General features: G+C 43.1%; 10 protein-coding genes. 7 read left to right on the top strand and 3 right to left on the bottom strand.

From position 1 onward, the window contains the following. From ACXAH9_RS16950 to ACXAH9_RS16960, 3 genes are all read right to left on the bottom strand, one after another. A partial coding sequence (locus ACXAH9_RS16950; protein WP_474896039.1) for a LamG-like jellyroll fold domain-containing protein occupies positions 1-6,138 on the bottom strand: 6,138 nt, incomplete at its 3' end. Between the two features lie 222 nt (positions 6,139-6,360). Further along, positions 6,361-9,777 (bottom strand): FG-GAP-like repeat-containing protein, encoded by a 3,417-nt coding sequence (locus ACXAH9_RS16955; RefSeq protein ID WP_474896040.1) that lies wholly within the window; start codon positions 9,775-9,777, stop codon positions 6,361-6,363. Further along, positions 9,774-11,588, bottom strand: coding sequence for a PorP/SprF family type IX secretion system membrane protein (locus ACXAH9_RS16960; protein ID WP_474896048.1), 1,815 nt, complete (start codon positions 11,586-11,588; stop codon positions 9,774-9,776). The genes ACXAH9_RS16955 and ACXAH9_RS16960 overlap by 4 nt, the downstream gene beginning before the upstream one ends. 213 nt (positions 11,589-11,801) lie before the next feature. Here ACXAH9_RS16960 and ACXAH9_RS16965 point away from each other — a divergent pair, with 213 nt between their 5' ends. The 7 genes from ACXAH9_RS16965 to ACXAH9_RS16995 form a co-directional block, all read left to right on the top strand. Further along, on the top strand, positions 11,802-12,647 hold the full coding sequence (locus tag ACXAH9_RS16965; protein ID WP_474896041.1) for a porin family protein: 846 nt from the start codon (positions 11,802-11,804) through the stop codon (positions 12,645-12,647). Positions 12,648-12,753: 106 nt separating this feature from the next. Further along, positions 12,754-16,008 carry a cyclic nucleotide-binding domain-containing protein gene (locus ACXAH9_RS16970; protein ID WP_474896042.1) on the top strand — a complete coding sequence of 1,085 codons (3,255 nt, stop codon included), beginning with the start codon at positions 12,754-12,756 and terminating at the stop codon, positions 16,006-16,008. 74 nt (positions 16,009-16,082) lie between these two features. Continuing rightward, the gene (locus ACXAH9_RS16975) at positions 16,083-17,597 is read left to right on the top strand and encodes a DUF4062 domain-containing protein (RefSeq protein WP_474896043.1); all 1,515 of its coding nucleotides are present in this window, start codon (positions 16,083-16,085) and stop codon (positions 17,595-17,597) included. Further along, the gene (locus ACXAH9_RS16980; protein ID WP_474896044.1) at positions 17,597-20,890 is read left to right on the top strand and encodes a WD40 repeat domain-containing protein; all 3,294 of its coding nucleotides are present in this window, start codon (positions 17,597-17,599) and stop codon (positions 20,888-20,890) included. Before ACXAH9_RS16975 ends, ACXAH9_RS16980 begins: the two co-directional genes overlap by 1 nt. Positions 20,891-20,899: 9 nt before the next feature. Beyond that, positions 20,900-22,015, top strand: coding sequence for an outer membrane beta-barrel protein (locus ACXAH9_RS16985; protein WP_474896045.1), 1,116 nt, complete (start codon positions 20,900-20,902; stop codon positions 22,013-22,015). A gap of 3 nt (positions 22,016-22,018) precedes the next feature. Beyond that, positions 22,019-23,410 carry a hypothetical protein gene (locus ACXAH9_RS16990; protein ID WP_474896046.1) on the top strand — a complete coding sequence of 464 codons (1,392 nt, stop codon included), beginning with the start codon at positions 22,019-22,021 and terminating at the stop codon, positions 23,408-23,410. A gap of 184 nt (positions 23,411-23,594) precedes the next feature. Continuing rightward, the coding region (locus tag ACXAH9_RS16995; protein ID WP_474896047.1) for a hypothetical protein at positions 23,595-24,088 on the top strand (494 nt) is incomplete at its 3' end.

Here is a 24,088-nt window from a genome sequence, read left to right on the forward strand (position 1 = left end):
AGTGACTCCATTGAGGTTATAGCTTACGTCAGCATATATTCCACCAGTAGATCCATCAAAAGCGATAGGTGTACCACCTGCAGTTTCGAGTGCGAACGCAAATGTGCCAGCTCCTGTACCACCGGTAGGGGTAAGGGTAACCGCACCGTTGGCATCCGGGTTGCTTGGGTCGTTAGCACCTGGGTCGCAGACAGAGTTTCCGGTCAGTCCGGACTCACCTGCACCAAGGGTAGGGAAATTAGTCCCTATAACTACCACAAGTGTATCTGATGTACACTGAAGGGTAGATGTAGCGACTACTTTATAAGTATCATCTACAACCCCCGTAAGATTAGCTGTATTACTGCCACTGACTGTACCACCATCTGTTACTTGAGTGCCGGTAGAGTAAAACCAATCGAAATCATAAGTTCCTACAGGACTTACACTTACAGAGGCGGCACCATTGTATCCTGCTGGATCGCAGCTTGTATTTGGAGTAGTAGCTCCGCTTAAAGTAAGTGTAGGGGTTACTTCATTCTCCGTCAATACTACCGCCTCACTGGCATCACAACTAAGGTCGTTGTGAGTGGCCACAACGGAGTAGTTATTCAGGTCTGCAGAGAGTCCAGATATTGTACTGTTGTTAGTTCCAGAGAGAACTACATTGGAACTATTGCCTAAATTTTCACCACCTGCTAATGGACCTGTTCCATTGTAATACCATTCGAAGGTGTAGTTGTCTACACATGTGGTACATCCTCCGCCATCATTGGGATCTGAAGTAACATAAGCGCTTAACTGTCCATTACCAGTACCGCATGAGGTGTCGGCATTATCTTCTACAATTACTACATCCGGAACAAATGGGTCATCTGCTACAGTAAGCGTTAACTCCACCGTTTCACAACCAGTTGTTGTATTTCTTCCTACTACAGTGTAATCACCTGCATCAAGATCATTTATTTGATTGCTTGTTGAATTCAATACAATTACCGGAGAAGCAGAAGAGGGACCATCGTACCAGTCAAAAACATATCCGGTATTACCTCCTTGAATATTAACGGCAGTAAATCCATTTCCTGCAGCACAGGAAGTATTGTCAACAATAGTAGGTGTGGCAGTGAATTGCGGAGTTGTTGGATTGTCATTTACCACCACATCCACATAACTACTGCACTGGGTATCGTTGTTTGTTACCTCAATTCTGTACGTCCCATCCTCCAGGTTTGAATATGTCGTACCTGTAGATCCATTACTAACTATAACAGCTGAACCAATTGGAGTAGCGAAGCTGGCTCCATCATATAATTGATAGGTGTAGTTAGCAGGTTCAACTCCACCAACCTGGCTTGTAACGGCAATTTCTCCTGAACCACCAACACAGTTTATGTCATCGGTAACTGTAGTGCCGATGATTGGATTGTCAGGAGCAGATGCAACTGAAAGGTTCAACGGTTCTGTCTCACAACCTGAATCCTGGTCAGTCACTACCATCGTGTAGAAACCATCCGTTAGACTTGAAAATACACCTGTGGTATTCGTAGAGATTAATGTAGTGGTACCGTATCCGTCATAAAGTGCGTACTGGTAGTTTCCACCAATCGGATCCACCTTAGCGGTCATATCGATTTCCCCATTAGGCAAAGCCGGATCACAACTTGTGTTGGGGACGACTCCTGAAAGCGGGCAGTCATAATCAGAAGACAGGTAATTCACACTACCTGCGGGTGCACCAGAAGATTCAATAACTCCATTGTTACCGTTACCACTAATATCCGGGATTGGATCACCATCATTCGTATTAGTAAGACCGTCAAAATTGAAATAAACTTCCGGTCCAGCTGCCCCAGACGAAGGATCACAAACTGCATCGACAATTTCATTTGAAGATAAGGCACGATGATAAATTCTAATTTCATCCAATTTGCCCTCAAATTTATCCTCTCCAAAATACATGGTTGCTCCTCCATCATCAAGACCTCCTGTTCCTGTGTGAGTCAACTCTGCTGAGAGTACACCATCAATGTATAGTCGTAATAGACTGGTGGCTTCATCCCATGTTACGGCAATATTTACCCAACCTAATGGCGAGACATTAGAGTGAATTCTTTGTCTGCCACCCGTATTCGTTTTTACCACTGCAGATATACCATCATTATCATCAGCCCAAATTCCAATATCATTTCGGGCGTTACCTCCAGCTGAAAATATTTCATGATTCTTATCGTAATTAGTAAATGATAACTCCACCCACACTGAAACAGTCATAGCCGTTTCATTCGTCAGTAACTGTGGTAATTCTATATGAGCATCCTTATCTGATATTTCAATTACATCACCCGCATTTACAGGTGTGATAAAATTATACTCAGGCTCTACAATATTATCTGCTACTGTCACACTGATTGTGTCCGTACAATTGGTAGCATCATCCTCTACCACAATGGTATAGTCACTATCAATCAGTCCTGTCATTTCAAAATCTCCGGCTCCAAACGCTGATCCTGTGAGAGCTGCAGGTAACTCGTTGGCTGGTAAAGTGTTATTACCCAGATACCATGTAAAGCTGTATCCTGCGGTGGTCCCTGCACCATCACCATCGGCAATGGCTGATCCATTTCCGGTTGCGTCACAGCTTGTGTTATTTGCAGTTACTGTTGCGGATGGGGTAGGCGCATTCGCCAGGTCATTCACCGTAACCGTCACAGGATTTGATGTACACCCTGATGAATTCAAGGTTGCGGTAACTGTATATTGTCCAGGCTCTGAAACGGTATAGGTATCACCTGTGAAATCAGAAGCTGGTTTAATGCTTGGGCCATCATACCACTCAAAAGTATAATCTGAGGTGTTACCACTTACGTCTGCTGCAACTTGTCCTGTTCCACCACATGTAAGTATATCAGTAACTGTAACATTAGGGTCTGGGGGGTTAGTTACCGATGTAGATACGGTTCTACTTTCAGAAACCGTACATCCTGTTAAGTCTTCGGTCACCTCTACAGTGTACCCTATCGCATCCAAATTAGAAGCGATATCACCCGTAGCAATAGGTGTTACACCCTCTGATTGGATGAACCAGGTAAAACTATAGCCATCAGAGGTGGTTAGCGTATCCTGAGGAATACCACCGCCATCAACAGTAGTATATGCAAATGCTCCAAGCGATCCGTCCGGCGTACTACAATCTGTAAGCGGGCTTATTTCATAAATATTTACATTGAAAGATGGCGTATTGACCAGGTTGATTGTTAGCTCTACTGTATCTGAATAACATTCAGTGGCTCCATAATATCCGATAACATCATAGGTGCCAGTTGCCATTTGCGGATACTGGCTACCTTCATAAATAATGGTACTGTAGTCGTCATCATTGTACCATCGGAAAACAAACCCATCCGGCTCAGTGTATTCAGCCGTTACTGTAGGTCCGGTTCCATCAACAATGATATTGTCGATGTAGTGATTTTCAGACGAACTGGTATTATGTAATTCTGCTGTGATTACAAGTATGGAATCTACACCGTCTGGGTTTAGATTGCCAATGATGGCTTGCGCATAAGTGAAATCACCATCTTGGTAGCCATTCCCCAATAAACCAGATTCGCTGACATTATTATCACCATCTCTTAGTTCATAGCTTACTCTAATCCAATCCCTCCATTTACCTGAGCTTTCCTGGTTGCCATTTTCGAACATATCTACGGTGATTCGTATGTCCGTATAATCGGAAATATCAATATCCTCTGAGGTCCATGTTAATACTCCAACATCGTTAGCTGTTCCAATTCCAGTGCCCCCAAACATTTTTGAGCCACTGTAAGAAGTAACACCATAAAAGCTTGGGCTTTCAGTACCACCATCTGATGACCATGCGGTTTCATCCGTATCTGATTGTGCGCCGTTTGATCGATCCTGGAAGTTTTCTACCCAGATATTTTCATTTGGTCCCGGCGCTGGGCCGAAGTAATAAGCTCGTGCACTTCCATTGTCTGGCTTGGTTGGATCACACTTTCTGTTGTCATTAAGTTTTTCTACAGTCAGGTCGAAAGTTTGAAAACCAACAAGTGTGCTTTGAATATTATTTCCAGTTTCACATTCCGGTATTGACGCTGTTGGTAAAGGCACATCTAGAGGAGGGGTTCCTCCTGCGTCATTAATTACTACAAAGAGTTCAAAATCTCCCCCAATACCTGCAATCGTTTGTGAAATGGTCAGCGTTTCTCCAACCTCAAAATTGGTTAGAAAAGTTGTTTCTGTATCTAAAAGGGTTGAATTACTGGTTCTCGGATCTCCTGAATAATAGGATACAGGAAGGTTACCAGAAATTCCAATATCTCCTGTGTTGGTAATTTGAAATTCTACAACGATTTCTGCGTCCGGACAGGCAGCATCTGTTGCAGAAACAATTCCTATAAAGTCAATATCTGGTGATGCAAATTCAACACAACCATCTTCATTCAGGATAGGTGCCTGGTTGATGAATGTATTAAGTGGACGGTTGTCATAAGGGATTGTTGATCCATTTGCGTACTCACATGTTCCTGCTGCGGAGAAGACAATGGAGTGATCCTGAACTTCTGTAGGGATTGTTAAGTCGTCATTGATGTTTACATTGTAATAGCCATGCTGATTCCAAACCCCCCTGGCTGGCATCCATGCTTCCCCATCAGATTCAAAAACCCTAACATGAGCAAACTCTGAATTACTATATGGGTTGAAAGGGGTGTTGTTATTAAAATAACATGTCACACATATCTCACTGGCCCCATCTCCATCTACATCTGCAATGACCGGATACTCTTCCTGTGTTCTGGAAACACAAGCAATCTCATTTCTTTCGAAGGTGGTATTGTCTCCATTTCCAACACCATCCACAATCAATAGGGACTCCTCACTTCTGTAGACCACTTCTACTGCACCGTCTCCATCAAAATCAAAAAGGGAACAACCGGTAAAACCTGATGATCCCTCTTTGATTGGATGTATCCAATGGACATTAAAATTTTCATCCAGTGAGTAAAGTTTTTGATTCATTACGAAGTTGGCGTTGAGCTGGCCGTCTCCATCCACATCCCCGATATTTACTCGACCGGGTCCCCTAACGAAATTGTTGGTTGGATCGTGGTAGGTGATAACGTTATTATTTGTAACGTCCCAGAAAAAGATGGTAGTCTCACCAGTGTAGGTTTGAGCCGCTGTTCCCAAAGCCCCGGTGATGATTAGGTCAATGTTACCATCGAGGTTATAATCAGCAGCAGAAACTGAAGACCATTGATCGTTCCAGCTGGAGTAGTACTTAGGATAATAGTTAAGGAGTGGATTGATGTCTGAATGAATATCATCATCCATATCTGCAGCTAACGTTCTTGTTCCTGCTGCTTCATTGATGGCCCAGATTTCGTTACCTGTAACAAGCTCAAGGCCAGCACAGTCAGCACAGAATGCGTCTGGTAGAACATCAACGGCCAAAGATCCGTGAGTAAAGTTCCTATCCCAATCGTTGTTTGAGCCTGTTACGATAATGTTTCCTGTAGCTGCATCTACGATTTCATTTCTGTAGTAGATCTCTACATCTCCGTCCTCATCAAAGTCTGCAAATCCTGGAAGTCCGATTGCATCATTTCTGGAAGATTTTGCAGACCATAAAATCGTAAGGTCATGATTGTACATGATCATATCATCCCCACGATCCTGCGACACTAAAATTTCACCAAACTCATCACCATCCACATCACCAATCACAGGAGCATTTTCTGGATCGAAGCCCATGAATGCACTGCCTATCGTAGCTCCAGTAGCACCATTTAAAATGAATACTGATCTGTTTTGTTTGTTCGTTGCTACCACCTCTGGAATTCCATTGCCATCCAGGTCTCCCACCATAGGGGTGGCGTGGCTGTTTGCACTCTGATCTTCTGAGCCCCATTGTTGTCGGATGGCGAACGTATTTACGTCAATTTCATCGGCACAGACAACTGCATTTCCAAAATAGAAATCGTCGCAGGCGCCATCGTTTGAGCACTCTCCATCATAACAGTCAATGAGACCGTCACCGTCATCGTCTATGCCGTTATCACAGATTTCCTGAGCGGAGGCTATTAGTGTGGTAAAAAATAAAATTGAAAAAACTACAGACTTCCAGTATCTCTTCATAGTATTAGTTGAAATGGATTCGGACATAGATACATTTTATACGCATAATGTAACCCTCTAGCAATCTAGATAAACCCCCTGAAAATCAAAAGGTATATTGAGTCATGGTAAAGTTAAGGGTATAGCCCATGAATGAACTATATCAATAAATAATGTAATTATTTGAAGGGTATTTTTAGACAAACGTCCCCTTTTTGGAGGTGAAACTGCAACAAACTTAGATTACCGGGCCAGTAAAATGCTACCAGATTTCGAGAAATTCGAATCATCGCATTTCAGGACGAAATAATAAACACCTTCTGGTACCGGTGAATTACTGAAATTTCCATCCCAAACGCAGTTGTCTCCGGCATTAAAATTTTCTTTAGTTGAGATATTTCTGCCTCTGGAATCAAATACGTATACCTTACAACCTGCGATTTCCCCAAGGTCTCCAATATTGAGTATTTCCCAGCAGTCATTCAAGCCATCACCGTTAGGTGAGAAAGTTCTTTTTGGTCGAATGTTGTCCAAGACTATCCTTGCCTCTGTTGTTACGGTACAGCCGTTATTATCTGTAGCGGTTAAAGTAACAGTAGTTGTTGGGTTTTGTGGAAAGAATAGAGTCGTGCTTCCGGCAGGGTCACTGAATTGATCAGGGTCTGGACCCCATGAAATATCTGATGCTGCATTTTCAGCAGTTAAACTGATGGTGGTAGCCTCCTCTAAAAGTGCACTATCAAACGCCAAAACAGAAGTGAAGTCAGTCGAGCTTATATCAAGGTTTGAAGGAAAGTTTCTTATTCGTATACTATCTCTTACCTGACATCCAATGGTTGTTGTAATGTCTACTACTGCCCAGACCGTATCTGCACCTACAGGTGTGGTTACATTTAGGGTGCTGCTTGAAGCATTACCAATAACTGAATTGTCTTCCGCATTTCTGATGCTCCAGCTGTAAGAAGAAATATCAGAAGCGGCAGGGCTCGAAATTCCAACAGTGAGTGAATCAGCCTGACATTTTGCCGTTAAGTCTGTCTGATCAAACGTAATGGTAGGTGCTGCTGAAACGGTCACATTAATCACATCAGAACTTTCACAAATGGAAGCTCCACCACCAGCATATACCTCGGTATTCGGGTAGGAGGTATTTAGCGTGACTGTATATGATCCGGTAGAAGTGAACGTGAAATCTAAGTCTTGAGTGGTAGCTGTGTGAATATCAGTTGTTCCATTGTTCACTACCCATTCATATTGAAGGGTAAAACTTCCTTCTCCGGTTGAAGCCGAGGTAAATGATGTTAAGAAATCCACACAGGTTTCAGTTGGTCCATTAGCCACCGAAGTTGGTAGCGCTACCGCATTGAGGGCATATGTTGCTGTTTCAGTCACACAGGTATTTACGTCGGTTACTTCAACCGTATAATTCCCTTCCTGATTGGTGGTGATCGAAGAAACACTACCGGCCCCAAAATCAGCCCCATTCAACTGCCATTCATAGGTAAATCCATCAGATCTGTAATCCGATACCTCTAGTGTTACCCCGTTCGCAAGAGTTAGGTCTGCACAAAAATCATCCAGTTCATTATTAATTATTTCCAATAGGGGTGCCTGTGATACTTCCACCACGAAATCAGATGATTCTTCAGAAAAACATTGTCCGGTATTTCTTGTACGTAGATTATAAACTCCTGCATCAGCCAGTGTTGCGTTAAAGACATTTATTTGAGAGCTTGTGGACGTGGTTCCATCAGGCAGTGTCCATTCATATTCATCGAATGGGCCTCCTGCAGCGGTTAATGTAAATGGATCATCGTAACATATGACACCACCCGGTCCATTGATCGTTGGAGGTCCTGGTTGAACTCCGCTTATTAGGTTAAAGGTTTCAGTATCAGTAAGTGCACATTCATACGAGTCTCCACTGTCGTGCGTGATGGTGACTCGGATACCCACAGGAGTTGTGGATCCGGTTGTTACCAATATGCTTGCCTGACTATTATCACCAGTAGGAGTAATAGTAGATCCTCCGTTGACTGTAGTGGTGAATTCCCATAGATAGGTTGCTTGCTCTGTCTTGGTAGTATTCAGAACAAAGGTATCATCATAGCAAAACTCAAGATTGTCAGGAGAGATAACCGGAACAACGCAAGTTTTATTCAACCGAACGCCTAAATCTCCAACCTCGGACAAATTCACATCATGAGTATAAGCCAAGTCCGGCCTTGCGTCAAGATCCAGATCACCAATGCATACGTTTCTTGCATTTACACTCGTGGTTCTTTCTGCGGGTGTCCCAAAGCTGAGACTTCCCGAAGTAGTGTTATTTATAGTATAAACATTGCCTCCTACACAAGCTACCGCAAGGTCTAATAATCCATCCCCGTTTAAGTCACCAGCATCTAATCCCCACGGCAGGTTACTTGGAATAGAAATCACATTGGCTGAGCCAAAAGTGATCGTGCTTCCGGTAGTCGTATTTTCATAAACCTCCACTGACTCGGCACCAGACACACTTCCGATCGTTCTGTCAGCTGTCACTGCAAAATCATTTAGTCCATCGTTATCGAAATCACCTACCACCACATTTCTTCTTTGGTCGGCAGACCCAACTGTCGCCTGTAACGTGAAGCTGATATCTCCAGGGATGCTTTGATTTCTGAGAAGGTAAATAAGCTCATTTGATTTTGCTGCCGGAACAACGACAATATCCATTTTACCATCATTATCAAAATCTGCTATATCTAGTGATCCGGTTGAAGTTGCATTTCCGACAGAGATTTCTGCAGCGGTACCAAAATTAAAGTTTCCATCACCGGTGCTACTGTTAGGAAAAACGTGTATTGTGTTGTCGTTTTCGTTTCCCACCACTAAATCCAACTTCCCATCGCCATCTATGTCAGAAACTTTAATGCGACGTGGGACTCGATTGTCTCCGCCTCCGTCATCGGGAAGGAGCAAGATAAGTCCACTTACATATGAGATTGATACGTCATTTGGCCCTGTAGTTACGTTTTGGTATATATATATGTGATTGATATTGGTTCCATCATTGGTAGTGAAAATGACATCACTATTACCATCATTGTCCAGGTCTGCACAGGTAGTGGATATAAATCCTGACAAATTATCAGGGTTATTGACAAATGCCACTTCACTAAATGACTCAGTATCAGCAGTACTTTGATTTTCAAAAATGGTGGCTTCTACACCCGAGCTGGCATTATGGGTCATGACAATATCATTCAATCCGTCATTGTCCAGGTCACAAAGACATAGGTCATAAACGTCGGATTCCGGCGCAACGCTTTCCAGGAATTCAGCTTTCCAGGAAGAAGAGCCGCTTCCACTAAAACTGAGGAAGAATTGTTGGCTTGATTCTACTGTTAGATTCCCTGATGTTTGAACGACAATTGGTCCATTGATCGCTCCGGCGGGAACAATAGCTTCAACCTGATTGTCCGAAATCACATTAACATCAGCTCCAGATACAACAACTCCTCCAAAGAATACTCGGTTGACATTGGTGAGATTTGCTCCAGAAATCGTCACCGTTTGCCCCACCTCTACATGAGTAGGGGAGATATTATTAATGAATGGCTTTTGGGCCAATAAGACTGCAGGCCAAAAAAGTAAAAGTGTGATTAATTTCCTCATCATTCGGTCACTTGTAGCACCCAGGCTTTTGAAAGTTCTGGGATGTTTCTGAATTCATCTCTTTTTGCTCTGATCTGTTTAATGCTGCCAGATTCATAAACTACCACGTAGTAATATCCTCTACCGCTATTGAATCCTACTTTGGTGTCGTAGAATCCCATTTCGAATAAGGTATCACTATAGTTTTCGGCATTGCTGAAATCATTGAATGCTCCTCCAATTACATAATTTCCAGGAGGAAGTTCTAATAGGTGGTTGCCTCTTCTGGTAACCACATGGTCATTGGACTCACCCAGTTCATCGTGGGTTCTGAAGTCATTGGTTAATTCAGGGTCTCCTTTTGCTACCTCATCGTGGTGTTCTTGAGTAAGGTCAGGATTTCCTGAAATGGTAGCTGCCTGTGTCGCACTTATTGCCTTATCCCATTTTATAACATGCTCCACACTACCATCTGGATTGACTTTCTCATATTTCACACCAACTTCTTTGGTACCATCTGCCAATGTTCGTTCCAGGTGTCCATTTGCAGCAACAGTCATATTGGTTGCTTCTGCTGAAGGAACCCAACTGATCACTACATTCTTATCACCATCTGCAGAAGGTTTTTCTAATCTAATTCCACGTTCTTCCTCACCAAATTGGTTGGTTCGGGTTAACTCTTCATGGTCTTCCTGATGATCCCAATCATCTGCCTGTTCTGTTGGAACTTCAGCTTCCGGATCCGGGTCATCTAATACAGTGGGTTTAGCTATTGAAAGTGCATCATCATCTTCAGGTTCCGTTTCTCTACTTTGCTGAAGTGCTGCTAGCCTTTGTTGCCTTTCTAGTTCGGCTTTCCTGGCTCGTTCCTCTGCAGATAATCTATGACTTTTAATAAATGAAGAAACATGCTCTGCATGTTCTTTTTTCGTGCCCAGATGGAAACCAAGATTAACTTCAAGGGTAGGACCTAATTCAGATGAGATATTCGAATTGCCTAACTCATAGGCAAATCCTACTGCGAATTTTTCTGCAATTTTAGCTCCCGCTAATCCGATGATTCCCGCATCCTGTCTGTAGGATGCCCCCACCCAGACCACATGGTAAAGGTGGGCGATTAAAACACCTTCGTATTGATGGGGGATCACATTACTGTACCTATAAATAAGGTGTGGCTCGAAGGCAAAATCGTCATTGATGTGCCCCCGGTAATTCATTTTGAAAAGGACATTGTCTTGTGGAGAGAACTCTACATCAGCAATCTCTTTTTGGGTAATTGGGTTATAGCTGAATAGATTCGGCAATGCAACACCTACGTTAAAATGCCCAAAGTGATAAGCTACCCCAAAATCACCTATAAAAAAGGTGGACTGATCAAGGAAATTGTTAAAAGCCGGATCACCAGGTGAATCAAACTCGGTGATATTTACAGAATTGATCCCAGCTCCTAGAGACATTCCAAATCTTAAGAAGTGTGTTCTGTCAATGTTAATAAGATAGGAGGCGGAAGCTTTTGCTGCTGAAGTTGATAAAAGCCCTTGCGTAATATTGAAAGCTGCTCCTCCGAGTGCAATTCCACCCTGGAGTGGTACATGAAAACTCACATGTGAGATTTGAGGTGCACCTTCTACGTTTGTCCACTGATCCCTGTACATAGCAAAAATAGCCGCATGTCCTTCTACACCCGCATATGCGGGATTGTACATATATGGGTTCATGAAAAACTGGTTATAAACCTGGGGTTGCTGGGCTTGAGTGGAGAAAAGTAAAGTGATAAGTAGGCTTACAAGGGAAATTTTCTTTCCACTTTTCACACAAACCATCGAAGAGCGCATTAATCGTTTCAAGTAAGTGATGATTCCTTTGATCTAAACCCTAAATTAGAGAAATTATTGCATTTAGCATTACCCGTAACAAATATCCTTCCTTTTACCGTAGTAATACTTATGATTCAACTACGAAAATCACCTATACGTCCAAAGAAATCAGATTTATGCATAATCTACTGGATTTGATTTCGTATTATTACAATTGAAAGTAATAGTGCGATGATAAAATCAATTCTTTCGGTTTGTCTTGTGATCATCATTACAGCTTCTGCTAACGGACAATACTGGTTCGGTCCTAAAGTCGGGGTAAGCTACATTGACCATGTATATCAGGACAAAACTTATGAAGATAACTACAATGTTGAACCTAATATAAACTGGCAGGCTGGGTTTGCTCTTGCATATACTGCTAGTGATTTATATGCTGTGTACGGCGAGTTGCTTTACGAACGAGTTCATAAAGAGGTCAGGGACCAGCCAACAGACGGTGATGTGGTTAAGACCAGCATGACTAATCATTTCATTTCTGTTCCTATCATGTTGAGAGTAACCTTGGGTAAGGTACCCTTCCATTATTATGTCAATGGCGGACCAAGACTGGCCTATTGGGTTGGAGGAAAAGGAATTGTAAATCCGACAGAGAATGATGAATTTTGGCCTGTAGAGGATGAAGATGGTAATTCAATTCCCATTGAGTACAAGCTGAAATTTAATTCAGCCAATGCCTCCCCGGATGATTATACTACTGCGTATGTGAGCCAACCGAATCGTGTACAATTTGGACTTACCGTGGGTGGTGGAGTCTTTTTTGACATCCAGGGCGGATCACGACTTCAAGTAGACTTTAGATACACATGGCAACATAGCAACATGGCGATAAACTCAGATGATGATGTCAATCTTGTGAGAGATGGTCTGGGTGGAGGAAATACCTATCGTGAGAATCTCGAATACTACCACAACTTTGCCACGATTGGAGTTGCTTATCTATTTAACTATGATGCCAACCTTAAACGTAAGGGACGAAGCACAAGCAAGGAAAGTAATAAAAGAAAGAAAAAATAGTATTATTCAAAGGTAAATCGCCAAAAAATACCGCCTTTTATTGATTTATTCCTACAATTACAGGTAAATACCTAACTTAACTTAATAAGCCTGTAAATCAATCACTGTGGTCAAAGCATTCTTAAAGTTCTTAGGCGGAGAAGACGGAGAAGAAAAGCAAATGCTGCTCTTGCTTGGCAAGGGTTTTTTTATGGGTATTCTTCTGGCTACCTACCAGATTGGTGCGGAAACCCTTTTTCTAAGTGTTCTGGGTGACAAGTGGTTAGATGAAGCCTTTTTCATGGCGGGAGCTGCAGGTATTGTTTCTACTGCTCTTTTTGTGTTCCTGCAACGAAAAATCAACTTTTCGACACTCGTTATTTCCACCACCTTCGTCATTTTGTTATTTATCGGAGGTATTCGTGCCGCGTTTGAGTTTATAGGTTACGACACGGAAGTCACAGGTCAATTTCAGTTGATTCCTTTCATTTTATTTGTGATGATCGGTCCGGTTACCTCTATTACGCTTCTGGGCTTTTGGGGGGTATTTGGACGAGTATTTGATTTACGAGCCAGTAAGCGAATCATTGGAGGGATTGATACCGGACAACTGATGGCAACCATGATTGCCTTCTTTAGTATACCGGTGCTAACGGCTACCATCATCAATGCTACGTATGACCTGCTCTTTGTATCAGGAATTGCGGCATTTGGTGTTTTCGTTTTCACGCTACTTCTGGCTATAAATTATAACCTGAATAGGGCAACCAAAGTGCTCAAAGGTGAAGAGGTGCAGAAGGTCAGTTTTTTTACCTTAATACAAGATAAGTACCTCAGGTTACTTTCTATATTTCTAGTGTTCTCTATGGGAGCTGCCGTTTTCATGGACTATACGTTTTTGAGCGCCACTGAAACGATGTATCCTGAAGAGCAGGATTTGGCAAACTTCCTTTCATTCTTTTCAGGAACTGTGATCGTTGTTTCCTTTCTTATTCAAAGTTTTATCAATGACATCATCATTGGAAAATTTGGTTTGAAAGTGGCTTTGATGACTATGCCGCTTATTCTTATCCTTTTTACAGTCGGTGCAATCATAGTTGGTCACATTTTCGGATATGAAACGAAAGGCCCGGAGTACATCATGTTCTTCGTATTGATCTCTGTAGGTAAGCTGTTTACAGCTGCACTTAAAGACGCACTTGAAAACCCTGCTTTCAAACTATTCTTCCTGCCAATCGATATCAAGATACGTTTTGATATACAAACACGAATTGAGGGGGTGGTCAATGAGATTGCAACATTCCTTGCAGGAGCTGCCCAGATGGGACTGGGATTATTGGTTTTCTTCAAACTCATTCACTATTCGTATTTTATTCTATTCCTGGCAGCCGGTATTATCTACATGGCAGGAAAACTGTTTGAAGAATATAAAAAGACACTCAAAACCACACTGGAGAAGCAAAAAGCTAATCTGAAAGGAGAAGGGAAACGAAACGAGAATAATACGATAAACATTCTGAAGCAGGAGCTTTCCTCTAAAGAAGTTGACAGGATAATTAATGCCTTACGCTTGTTTGAAACTTTGGAGCCGATCGAATTCGAGTTTGTGCTTTTGGATTTGCTAAGTCACCGGTCACCGGTCATTAGAACGTATGCCTACCAGAAGCTTGGTGATCGATTGTGCTGGGAAGCGGTTGAAATCATCGAGAAAGATCTAAAGACAGAGGGTAATGAGGATGTACTAAAAGTAGCTAACACCTCTTTCAAAAAACTACAAGAAGCCGCAAATTTCAATTTAACGGATGTAGCAATCAAGGAGCTGGTGAGATCCACCGAAGCGAGAGACAGAGAGAAAGGGGCCAGACTATTAGCTAAAGCCACAGAAGACAGGCACGTTGCGTTTATCGTTGAGCTACTTAGAGACATCAATCCAAGTGTTCGTTCGGCAGCCATGATTACTGCAGGTAAAGTGAGACGTCCTGAGCTTTGGCCAATACTAATAGAGAACCTTCATTTATCTACTTACAGTAATGTGGCTATGTCTGCTTTGAAAGCTGCCGGAGAAGCGGCTTTTCATAACATTGATACGGCTTTCTATAAGACAGGTCAATATCATGCGACCATGGTGCGGATTATCCAGGTACTAGGTCGTATTGGTGGTCGAGGAGCGACGGAACTGCTGTGGAAAAAGATTGATTTTCCGGATCGGAAAATAGTGTCCCAGCTTTTGTTATCGTTGAGTTACATCGGATTTGTGGCAAGAGATTTTCAGGCAGCCAGAATCAAAATAGCCGTAGAAGGGGAGATTGGGGATATTGCCTGGAATGTCAAGTCTGCACTGGAGATACCTGAGGAACATGAGGTGGATAAGCTTATAAAAGAGGCAATGGTGGAAGAGGATATCAAGAATTATGACAATATCTTCATGTTGCTGGCCATGATTTATGATCCTCAGAGTGTACTTCTGGCTAAAGAAAATATTCAAAACGGTACTTCTGAGAGCATCACGTTTGCGGTAGAGATGATGGACATCTTTGTTGAAGAAGAGCTCAAGCCAAAGCTGATTCCGGTAGTGGATGAATTGAAGATTGATGAGCGTTTGACTCGTTTGCAAAATCACTATCCTCCTGAGGAATTTGACTCTTACGATGACCTGTTGTTACAAATTATAAACAGAGACTATAACCGCATCAATCGTTATACAAAGGCCCTGGCCATGTTCCGATTCAGCCAGCTGAGTAATCACGTTACAGCGGATCTGATTGCAAACCTGTTTAATCCGGATCCTTTGCTTCTACAGACAGCCGCCTATGTGATCTATCTGATTGATAAAGAGGCCTATCATGCCCACACGAAACGATTGAAGCCAATAACTAAGAAAGAACTGGATAAAGCGATATTACCACCGGTTTTCAGAAATGAAGATGAAGAATATCATCAAAAGCTGTTGCTGATCGAACGGGTAATTGAATTGAAGAAAATCGAGATGTTCAAGCAGATACCTGGTGAATTGATCACCTATATGGCTGAGTGTCTGGAGGAAGTAAGAGTGAAACTTGGATCGACAATTATAAGGGAAGGAGATAGTGGAAGAGAGCCAATGTACATTGTGTTGGATGGCTCCATTGATATTTATGAAGGAGATCAAAAGGTAGCGGAAAGAGAAAAAGGAGGAGTGTTTGGTGAGAAAAACATTACTGAATCTGACACTTTTTCATTTACTGCCTTAGCTCGAACGGAGTGTACGCTTTTAATGATGAGAAAAGAGGAATTGCTCAACTTAATGTCCAAGCATATTGAAATTCTGGAGTGCTGGGTAGACATTATGAACGGAGTGATAGATCAGGAAGAACCTGTAATTGTAGATGCCTTGTTTGGATGAGATTTCGACGAAGCATTTGAGATACTATAATAAAATAAGTTAATTCACTATATAAAAACCGCCTAATCGCGCAAATGAGCACTAATCGAAACATAGCACTAATCTACTCTGAAAAGGATGATGCGCAGATAGAAGGAGGTGTCAAAGGATGGGTAACCAACTTTCACAAATTCCTTTCCACGTTGATGTATCAGATTACCAGAGAAAACCCGGAAATTAAGCTCATCAGTGAATCTCAGTTTTCTGCTCCTGACCTGGATAACTTCAGTGTGATTTTAGCAGTTTTAACTCCCAACCTCGCTAAGGAAAAAGTCATTATAAAAGGTCTTGATTCGCACGGCAAAAAACTCAAAACTCAAAATAAGTTAATAGCTGACGGTGTAGCTAGAATTTTTAAAGTTCTGAAACGTCCGTTTGATCCGGATGAACACCTACCGGAACTGGAAGATCTCCTGACATATGATTTTTACCTTGTTGACCCTTTAACCGGTGATCCTCAGGAATTTACACGTTTTTTTGGAAGTGATGCCGAGCGTAGTTACTGGATGAAGCTGGTGGATATGGCCTATGATATTAATCATGTACTTCATGCCAAAGAGTTGTCCGAAGGAGAAGGTGCGTACGCTACCATTCCTAGAGAAAAAACGGTATATCTGGCAAGTACCGGTGTTGATATGGTTATTCAGCGTGATATCATTAAGCGTGAGTTGATCCGACACGGGTACAAAGTACTTCCGGATCACAGCCTTCCCAAAGAAGCTAAAGCACTCGACCGTATGGTGCGCGATGACCTGGATAGATGCAGGCTTTCCATCCACCTGGTAGGGGAAGATTACGGGTATAAACCACGAGGGTCTGAGCTGTCCGTAGTAGACATTCAAAACCGCGTAGCTTCCGATCATACCTACCAAATGGTAGAAAAAAACAAAGAGGCAAAAGAGGGTGAAAAAAAGCTTTTTAGTCGACTGATTTGGGTGTCACCGGATTTGAAAAACGTAACAGAACGTCAGAAAATCTTTATCGAGGATTTAAAAAGTGACGCAGCGGCATTGGAAGAAGCTGAAGTACTTCAAATCCAACTTCAGGAGCTTAAAACCATCATCCGGGAGGAGTTGGTGACCGGTGGTCGCTTCAATGTACGCAGAGACATTAAGGGCTTTGACGATAAAAAGCCAGACGAACAAACGAAGATGATCTACCTCATCGCTGATAAGCGGGATGTGAACGACATTGAAGACATGCAATCTTATTTGAAGAAGCAGGGATTCAATGTGGTTTCTCCAAGCTATGAGGGCGATTTAGTGGATCTGCGATATATCCATCAGGAAAATTTGCGACGATGCGATGCATCGATCATATACTTTGGTCAGGCCACTGAGGACTGGATCAAGACGAAACTACAGGATCTGTTAAAGGCTCCTGGATTTGGCCGGGAGAAGCCATTGACGGCAAAAGCGGTTTACTTTAAAGGGCAGAAGGATGTGGACATGGAGCATTACAAGAAAAACAACGCCATGGTTTTGGGGAATAACGGAGGATCATTTAGTCCGGATCACCTCAAACCTTTTCTAACTAAAATAGAAAGCTGATGAGCGATAAAGAAATTGATGTTCAGGGCCAAGAGACCCAGGATATCGTAGACATTACCCAGTTAATCAACCCGTTTCCGGGCCTACGGCCTTTTGGGATTGAGGAAAGCCACCTCTTCTTCGGTAGAGAGGGGCAAAGTGATGAGGTGCTCGTCAAGCTTTCGGAAAACAAATTCGTTGCTATCCTGGGGGCCTCAGGTAGTGGTAAATCATCCCTCATGTATTGTGGTTTGATTCCAACTCTTTACGGGGGCTTCATGACAGAGGCCGGTTCCAATTGGCGTATTGTAGTTACCAGACCAGGAGGTGGGCCGATTGATAATCTGGCAGAGGCCTTACTGATCAAAGACAAAGAGTACGCCAACCTGGGTGATGAAGACAAGCTTATTCGCAAGACCATCATCAGTACGGTATTAAGAAGTAGTTCCCTTGGTTTGGTAGAGGTAGTCCGCCAGCTGAAAACGGATGATTTTGAGAATGTACTGATCCTTGTTGACCAGTTTGAAGAACTGTTCCGATATCGAAAGCTGGAGTCTGCTACCTCTGATCTGGATGAGTCATCAGCTTTTGTAAATCTGCTTTTAGAGGCCATTCATCAGTATGACGAGCCGGTGTATATCGCGCTGACCATGCGTTCCGACTTCATCGGTGAGTGTGCGCAGTTCCCGGATCTGACACAGATGATCAACGATTCCCACTACCTGATACCGCAAATGACGCGGGATCAGAAGCGTACCGCCATTGAAGGGCCGGTAGCAGTGGGGGGAGGTAAGATTGCTCCGCGTTTGACGCAGCAGCTGTTAAACGACGTAGGGGACAACCCGGATCAGCTGCCGATTTTGCAACACGCCCTGATGCGAACGTGGGCCTATTGGACGGAAAACCGCAAGGTCGGTGAACCAATAGACTTAAGACATTATAACTCCATTGGTACACTACGAGAGGCACTCTCTCAGCACGCCAATGAAGCATTTGATTCACTGAGCAAGCGCGAAAAAGAGATTTGTGAGGTGATGTTTAAAGCTCTCACAGAGCGAGGGAATGAGAACCAGGGAATCAGACGCCCAACCAAGCTTGCCACTATTGCGGCAATTGCAGGTGTGAATGAGGATGAGGTAGCACGGGTAGTGGAACGATTCCGCGAACCGGGAAGGTCTTTGTTGATGCCTCCTTTCGGAGTGAAGCTGGAGTCGGAGACGGTAATTGATATCTCACACGAAAGTTTGATGCGTATCTGGGTGCGTCTGAAAAGATGGTTGGACGAAGAATCCAAGGCTGCAGAGATGTACCTGAAGCTTTCGGAAGCAGCCGAGCGCTACCAGGAAGGAAAAGCCGGTCTATGGCAGATGCCTGACTTGCAGCTGGCATTGAACTGGAGGGAAGAAAACAGACCTACATTGGTTTGGGGTCAGCGATACAATCCAGCTTTTGAGCGAACCATGGTGTTCCTCGAGACCTCTGAGAAAGCCTACCTGACGGAGCAACGCAACAAAGAAATCCTTCAGAAGCGACAGGTAAAGCGGATGCGAACCACCGCAGTGGTATTAGCCATTGCGGTATTGGTGTCCCTGAGTTTCTTGATTTACTCATTTATTAAGGCGGATGAAGCGGATAAGGCTGCAGCATTAGCTGCTGCAGAAAGAGACAGAGCGGTTGAACTTCAAAAAGAAGCTGATAAACTCAAAGAAGAGGCTTTGGATGCTGCAGCAGAAGCGCAAAGAGAAAGAGCTAATGCAGAAAGAGAAGCAGAAAATGCAAGGTTGGCAACTATTGAGGCGAATAAACAGAGAGATAACGCTGAGCTACAAAGACAAGCTGCGGTAGCAGCCACAAAAGAAGCTCAAACAGCTAATGAGTTGGCTCAAGAAAAGGCTGAAGAGGCTCGCTTAAGTGCAATCGAAGCACAAGAAAATGCAAATGCTGCCGAACTAGCTCGACAAAATGCCGAACGTCTTCGTTATCAAGCCATTGCCCAGTCTATGGCGATCAAAGCAAAAAATATCCTACCGGAAGATCAGGATCAGGCCGAGTTGAAGGCCATTGTGGCTCGTCAGGCTTACCTGTTTTATGAAGAGTTTAAGGATGAAGGAAAAGACTATAACGGAGATATTTATGCAGGTATTTATAATGCACTGCAGGGGTTGTATGAAAGAGAAGCATTTGAAGAATACGGGGATATTTCCAAAGGGGATTCTATCTTTAATCATTACCACAAACCTGTGGATCCAAACTCTGAAAACACCGTAGTAGGAGTCAGATCTGTCGTTTACTCTGCAGATGGCAATTACATGTATTCAGCGAATGCCGATGGTGAAGTAATCAAGTGGAATGTAGAAACAAGGGACTGGAACCAGATCTTCCAGAATGATAACGTGGCACGGGTGGTCAACATCAGCCCGGATGAGCGATTCCTTGCACTAGGTACGGATCAGGATAATATTTTGTTGTTTGACGTTAGAAATATCGACCAACAACCAACCAAAATTGATGGTCACGTAGGAGGTACGGTATTTGACCTTTTATTCTTACCAGATAATTCTGGCTTTATCTCCGTTGGTGCAGATAACCGTATCCTGAGAAGTGATTTTAGAACCTCGATTGAGCTGGCAAGATCAGAAACGAGGATCAGGAAAATTGCCCTGTCGAAAGATGCGAAAACACTTGTAGGTGGTGGAGAGGATGGAAACGTCTATCTGTGGGATTTGACAAATATTGGTGCAGGCCCAACGCAGTTGATCAACAAGCCGCAAGAGGGCGAGACCGGATTTAATCGAAATGCTTCCCGTGCTATCCAGGCAGTGAAATTCAGCAATGATGGTAGATACCTGGCATATGGTAGTGAAGATGGCAGGTTAGTGATCTGGGACATGGAAAATAATGAGCAGGTGCAGCCAACACTTACCGGGTTTAGAGCGCCAATCACTGATATCGAATTTAGCCCGAACGATCGATTGATTCTGGGTACTTCCCGAAACAGCCAGGTGAGGGTTTGGGATATGCAGAATTTGTTTGACCTGCCGATTGTATTAGAGGATTACAGAGGATTAGGCCAGCAGGGTTGGGTGAATGATGCAGACTTTAGTCCGGACGGATCTTACTTCGTAACGGCCGCCGGAGATGGTAATATTCGAAAATATCCAACTACTGCGCATGATATGGCAGAAGAGATATGTTCTCACATTACTTTAGGAAATATGTCAGACAATGAGTGGAGACAATATGTAGGTGACCCTGAAGATATTAACTATGTAGAAACCTGCGAAGGACTACCAAAACGAGGATCGGAATTGTAAGATAGATTTATGAAGAAACACCTAATTGCTATTTCTTTATCGCTTTGCGTTTATTATGGGCTGGCTCAATCCTCCACGCAATGTTCACGGGCATTGTCACAGGCAGAGTTGGCATTTGAACAGGGGCGACTTTCCGATATCATCAATACGTATAACTCTTCCACGAGTGGCTTTACGCGATGTTTACAAAATGGCGTTTTCTCCATTGATGAAGAAATCAGGGCGTATAAGTTGCTAACCAAAGCTTATCTCTTTCAGGATGATGAAGCAAAGGCAGAGGAAATGTTTATAGAACTCCTGAAAGTGGACAAAGAACACCAGTTGTCCCCGGAGGATCCGGCTGAGCTATACCTGCTAAAGGAGAAGTTTAAAACCGAACCGATTTTACGTATTGCAGCGCGAGGAGGGGTAAACAAATCTATGCCTACGGTTGTGCAGGATTTCAACACCTTTCAGACTGGGAGTAAGCGATACAATCAAAAAGGAAATGATACGGGTTTGGGTATCGGGTTTTGGGCTGAAGTTCTGGCTGAAAGGCACCTGGGAAAAGGGATAGAGGTAGGTGCAGGTGTTCAATATCGAATTACCACCTATGAGGTGGAGGGTGAGATTATAGAAGGGAACCTGAATTACGTGGCGAAAAATACCAGCAACATGCTGCGTTTCCCATTGATGGTTCGGTACAGTTTGAATTATGACAAAAAGGATGATGATGGAAACCGTATAAAATTGCTACCTTATGTCTTTTTCGGTGGTTCTTTTGATTGGATGCTGAAAGCTAAGTATGTTGACACCAGAAGAACAGGGGGTACTGCATATACACTTCCAGATGGTAGTGAGGATTTGAAGCAGTTTGATCAGGTGGCAAACTCCAATGTGTCCATTATGGGCGGATTGGGAGTTAGGTTTAGAGTGGGAAGAGCAGAGGTGGACTTTTTCTCCCTGGAGCTGCGCTATGATAACTCACTTTTCAATTACATTAACCCGGACAACCGATGGGCAAATGAAGATGTGAATTTTGGTATAGGTCATGTGGAGGATGATTTAACTATGAATACGCTTTCGTTCTCTGTTGGCTATACCCGTTCACTGTACATCCCAAGAAAACGTAAGGAGTACCGCTAGTTTATGAGATATTTAATACACCTAATGATTGTGTCTTTACTGGTAGCATCATGCCAGATTGAAGATGAAAATGCACCAAAACCTGATGAAGCATTCATAAAATATTATGGAGAGCTTACCAGCTATGAAGCCAGTGACATTGAGATTGTGTACGATGCTGCGGGCGAAGTACCAGAAGGGTTGGTTGTATTTGGTACGAAGACCACTCAGGTAGGAGACAAAGATTATTTTGTTCTTCGAACGGATCTGGAGGGTAACCTGGTTGACTCTACCTCTTTTGGATATGTTAATGCTACAGGCAGGGATTTAACAGGGGATGGCGAGGCAGATGACTTTAGAGGCGATGAAACTGCCGGCCAGATAGAGCCAATTCCAGGAGGAGGGTTTATCGTCATCGGAACCTCTTCTATTACTGCGCAAACTACTTTCAATTTTGAGATTTCCGATTGGAGAATTTTAACGCTGGGGATACTCGATGCAGACTTGAATCTGGCAAGTGACACACTACTGGCATTGGTAGCTCAGGAGGATAATCTTGATCTCGGTCTGGAAGGAAATGACGTGATACTTTTATCTGACGGTTCTTTGCTTCTGGTGGGAGCAAAAGAATTCGATCGTGGCGGTGGCGTCACCGATTTTGACAATTATTTCTTCAAATTCAATTTTACTGATGGAGTTGTATTTGAGCAAACGCAGGGAGTGGCCGGAGAGGATGAAGATGATAAGGTAGTAAGAGTATTTGAAAAGGCTAACGGTAACCTCGTGATGCTTGGATATAGCAATACACCAAGTCAACTCGGTGAAAACAATGGAGACAATGGCACCAACGGCTATTTTCTTGAAGTAGACCCCAACGGAACACCTGTTAATTTTGCCGCATATGGCCTGGATGACCCTGCAGATGGTAGGGTTTATGATGATCAGGTGAATAATGCCATCAAAACATCTTTCGGCTACTCACTGGCGGGTACTTCCAACACCTCAAATAATGAACAATTTGGGTTTATCATAAACTTGAGTAATAATGGCGTTTTCCTAAGTGCCAATAGTCACGACAGCTCTGCCTATAATACTGAAAATAGTATTTTGCAAAACATAGGAAATGGGGTTGTGCAGGCTTCAGATAATGGCCTAGTCCTTCTGGGCCAATACCTGAATTTCTCTACTAATAACCTATCAAGGGGCGGAGAAGGAATGTATGTTAAGTTTGATCAGGCTGCCAATCCTGTAGCTGGAGAAGAGACATTTTTTGGACTATCAGACGGAAATGACGAGGTGGTGGATGCGGTGGTGCTTCCGGATGGAAAGATCGTGGCTGTGGCCAATGTTGATTTTGGGGGTGGGGTTAAACTGATCTCAATCGTTAAACTTAATGACGATGGGTCATTGAATTAATATTCTTTGAAAAATTCAATTTTAACACTGTTTTATCTCATCTCTGAATATTGAGGCTATATCGAAAAAATGATGTAGTGCTTTGAAATAATATAACCATTAATAAACTTCACTGATAGTTAGTTTAGGAGTAATTTATACCTACACTACTGTCACCTTGTTTTTTGCGTCTAAATAACCGATCATGAGAAAGCTACTCATTTGCCTGCTTCCCTTACTAATTTCCTTTGTATCCATTGCTCAGCCAACAGCTGCAGCTATTAGTGTTACAGGAGGTTCTGGCACGGGAGGTGCATTTATTATTGGAGATATTGTTACCGCTCAATGGGATAATGGAGTTGATGGTGCCACAGGTATCACTTCTGTTACTTTTGATTTCACAGAGTTTGGAGGTGGAGCTGCAGTTGTAGCAAGTGATATTGGAGGTGGAGTATATGAGGCTACATATACAATAGCAGGTCCTGGAAGTACAGAGAGTACAACTGCAGATGTTACTGTAACGGTGACAGCTTCAACAGGAGGCGGAACTACTCAAGATAACGAAGATTTGACAGTTGATGATGTATTACCCACGGCCACAGTGACTACAGACAGTGATCCGATCTCACAGGGAGACCTTACACAGGTAGTTACGGTAACATACAGTGAGGCAATGAATCCGGTAACCAACCCAACGAT

The sequence above is a fragment of the Ekhidna sp. ABH4_415 genome, assembly GCF_056161305.1.

Coding starts and splice junctions, on each gene's coding strand:
- ACXAH9_RS16955 (WP_474896040.1), bottom strand. CDS start 9,777: ATGATGAGGAAATTAATCACACTTTTACTTTTTTGGCCTGCAGTCTTA.
- ACXAH9_RS16960 (WP_474896048.1), bottom strand. CDS start 11,588: ATGCGCTCTTCGATGGTTTGTGTGAAAAGTGGAAAGAAAATTTCCCTT.
- ACXAH9_RS16965 (WP_474896041.1), top strand. CDS start 11,802: ATGATAAAATCAATTCTTTCGGTTTGTCTTGTGATCATCATTACAGCT.
- ACXAH9_RS16975 (WP_474896043.1), top strand. CDS start 16,083: ATGAGCACTAATCGAAACATAGCACTAATCTACTCTGAAAAGGATGAT.
- ACXAH9_RS16980 (WP_474896044.1), top strand. CDS start 17,597: ATGAGCGATAAAGAAATTGATGTTCAGGGCCAAGAGACCCAGGATATC.
- ACXAH9_RS16985 (WP_474896045.1), top strand. CDS start 20,900: ATGAAGAAACACCTAATTGCTATTTCTTTATCGCTTTGCGTTTATTAT.
- ACXAH9_RS16990 (WP_474896046.1), top strand. CDS start 22,019: ATGAGATATTTAATACACCTAATGATTGTGTCTTTACTGGTAGCATCA.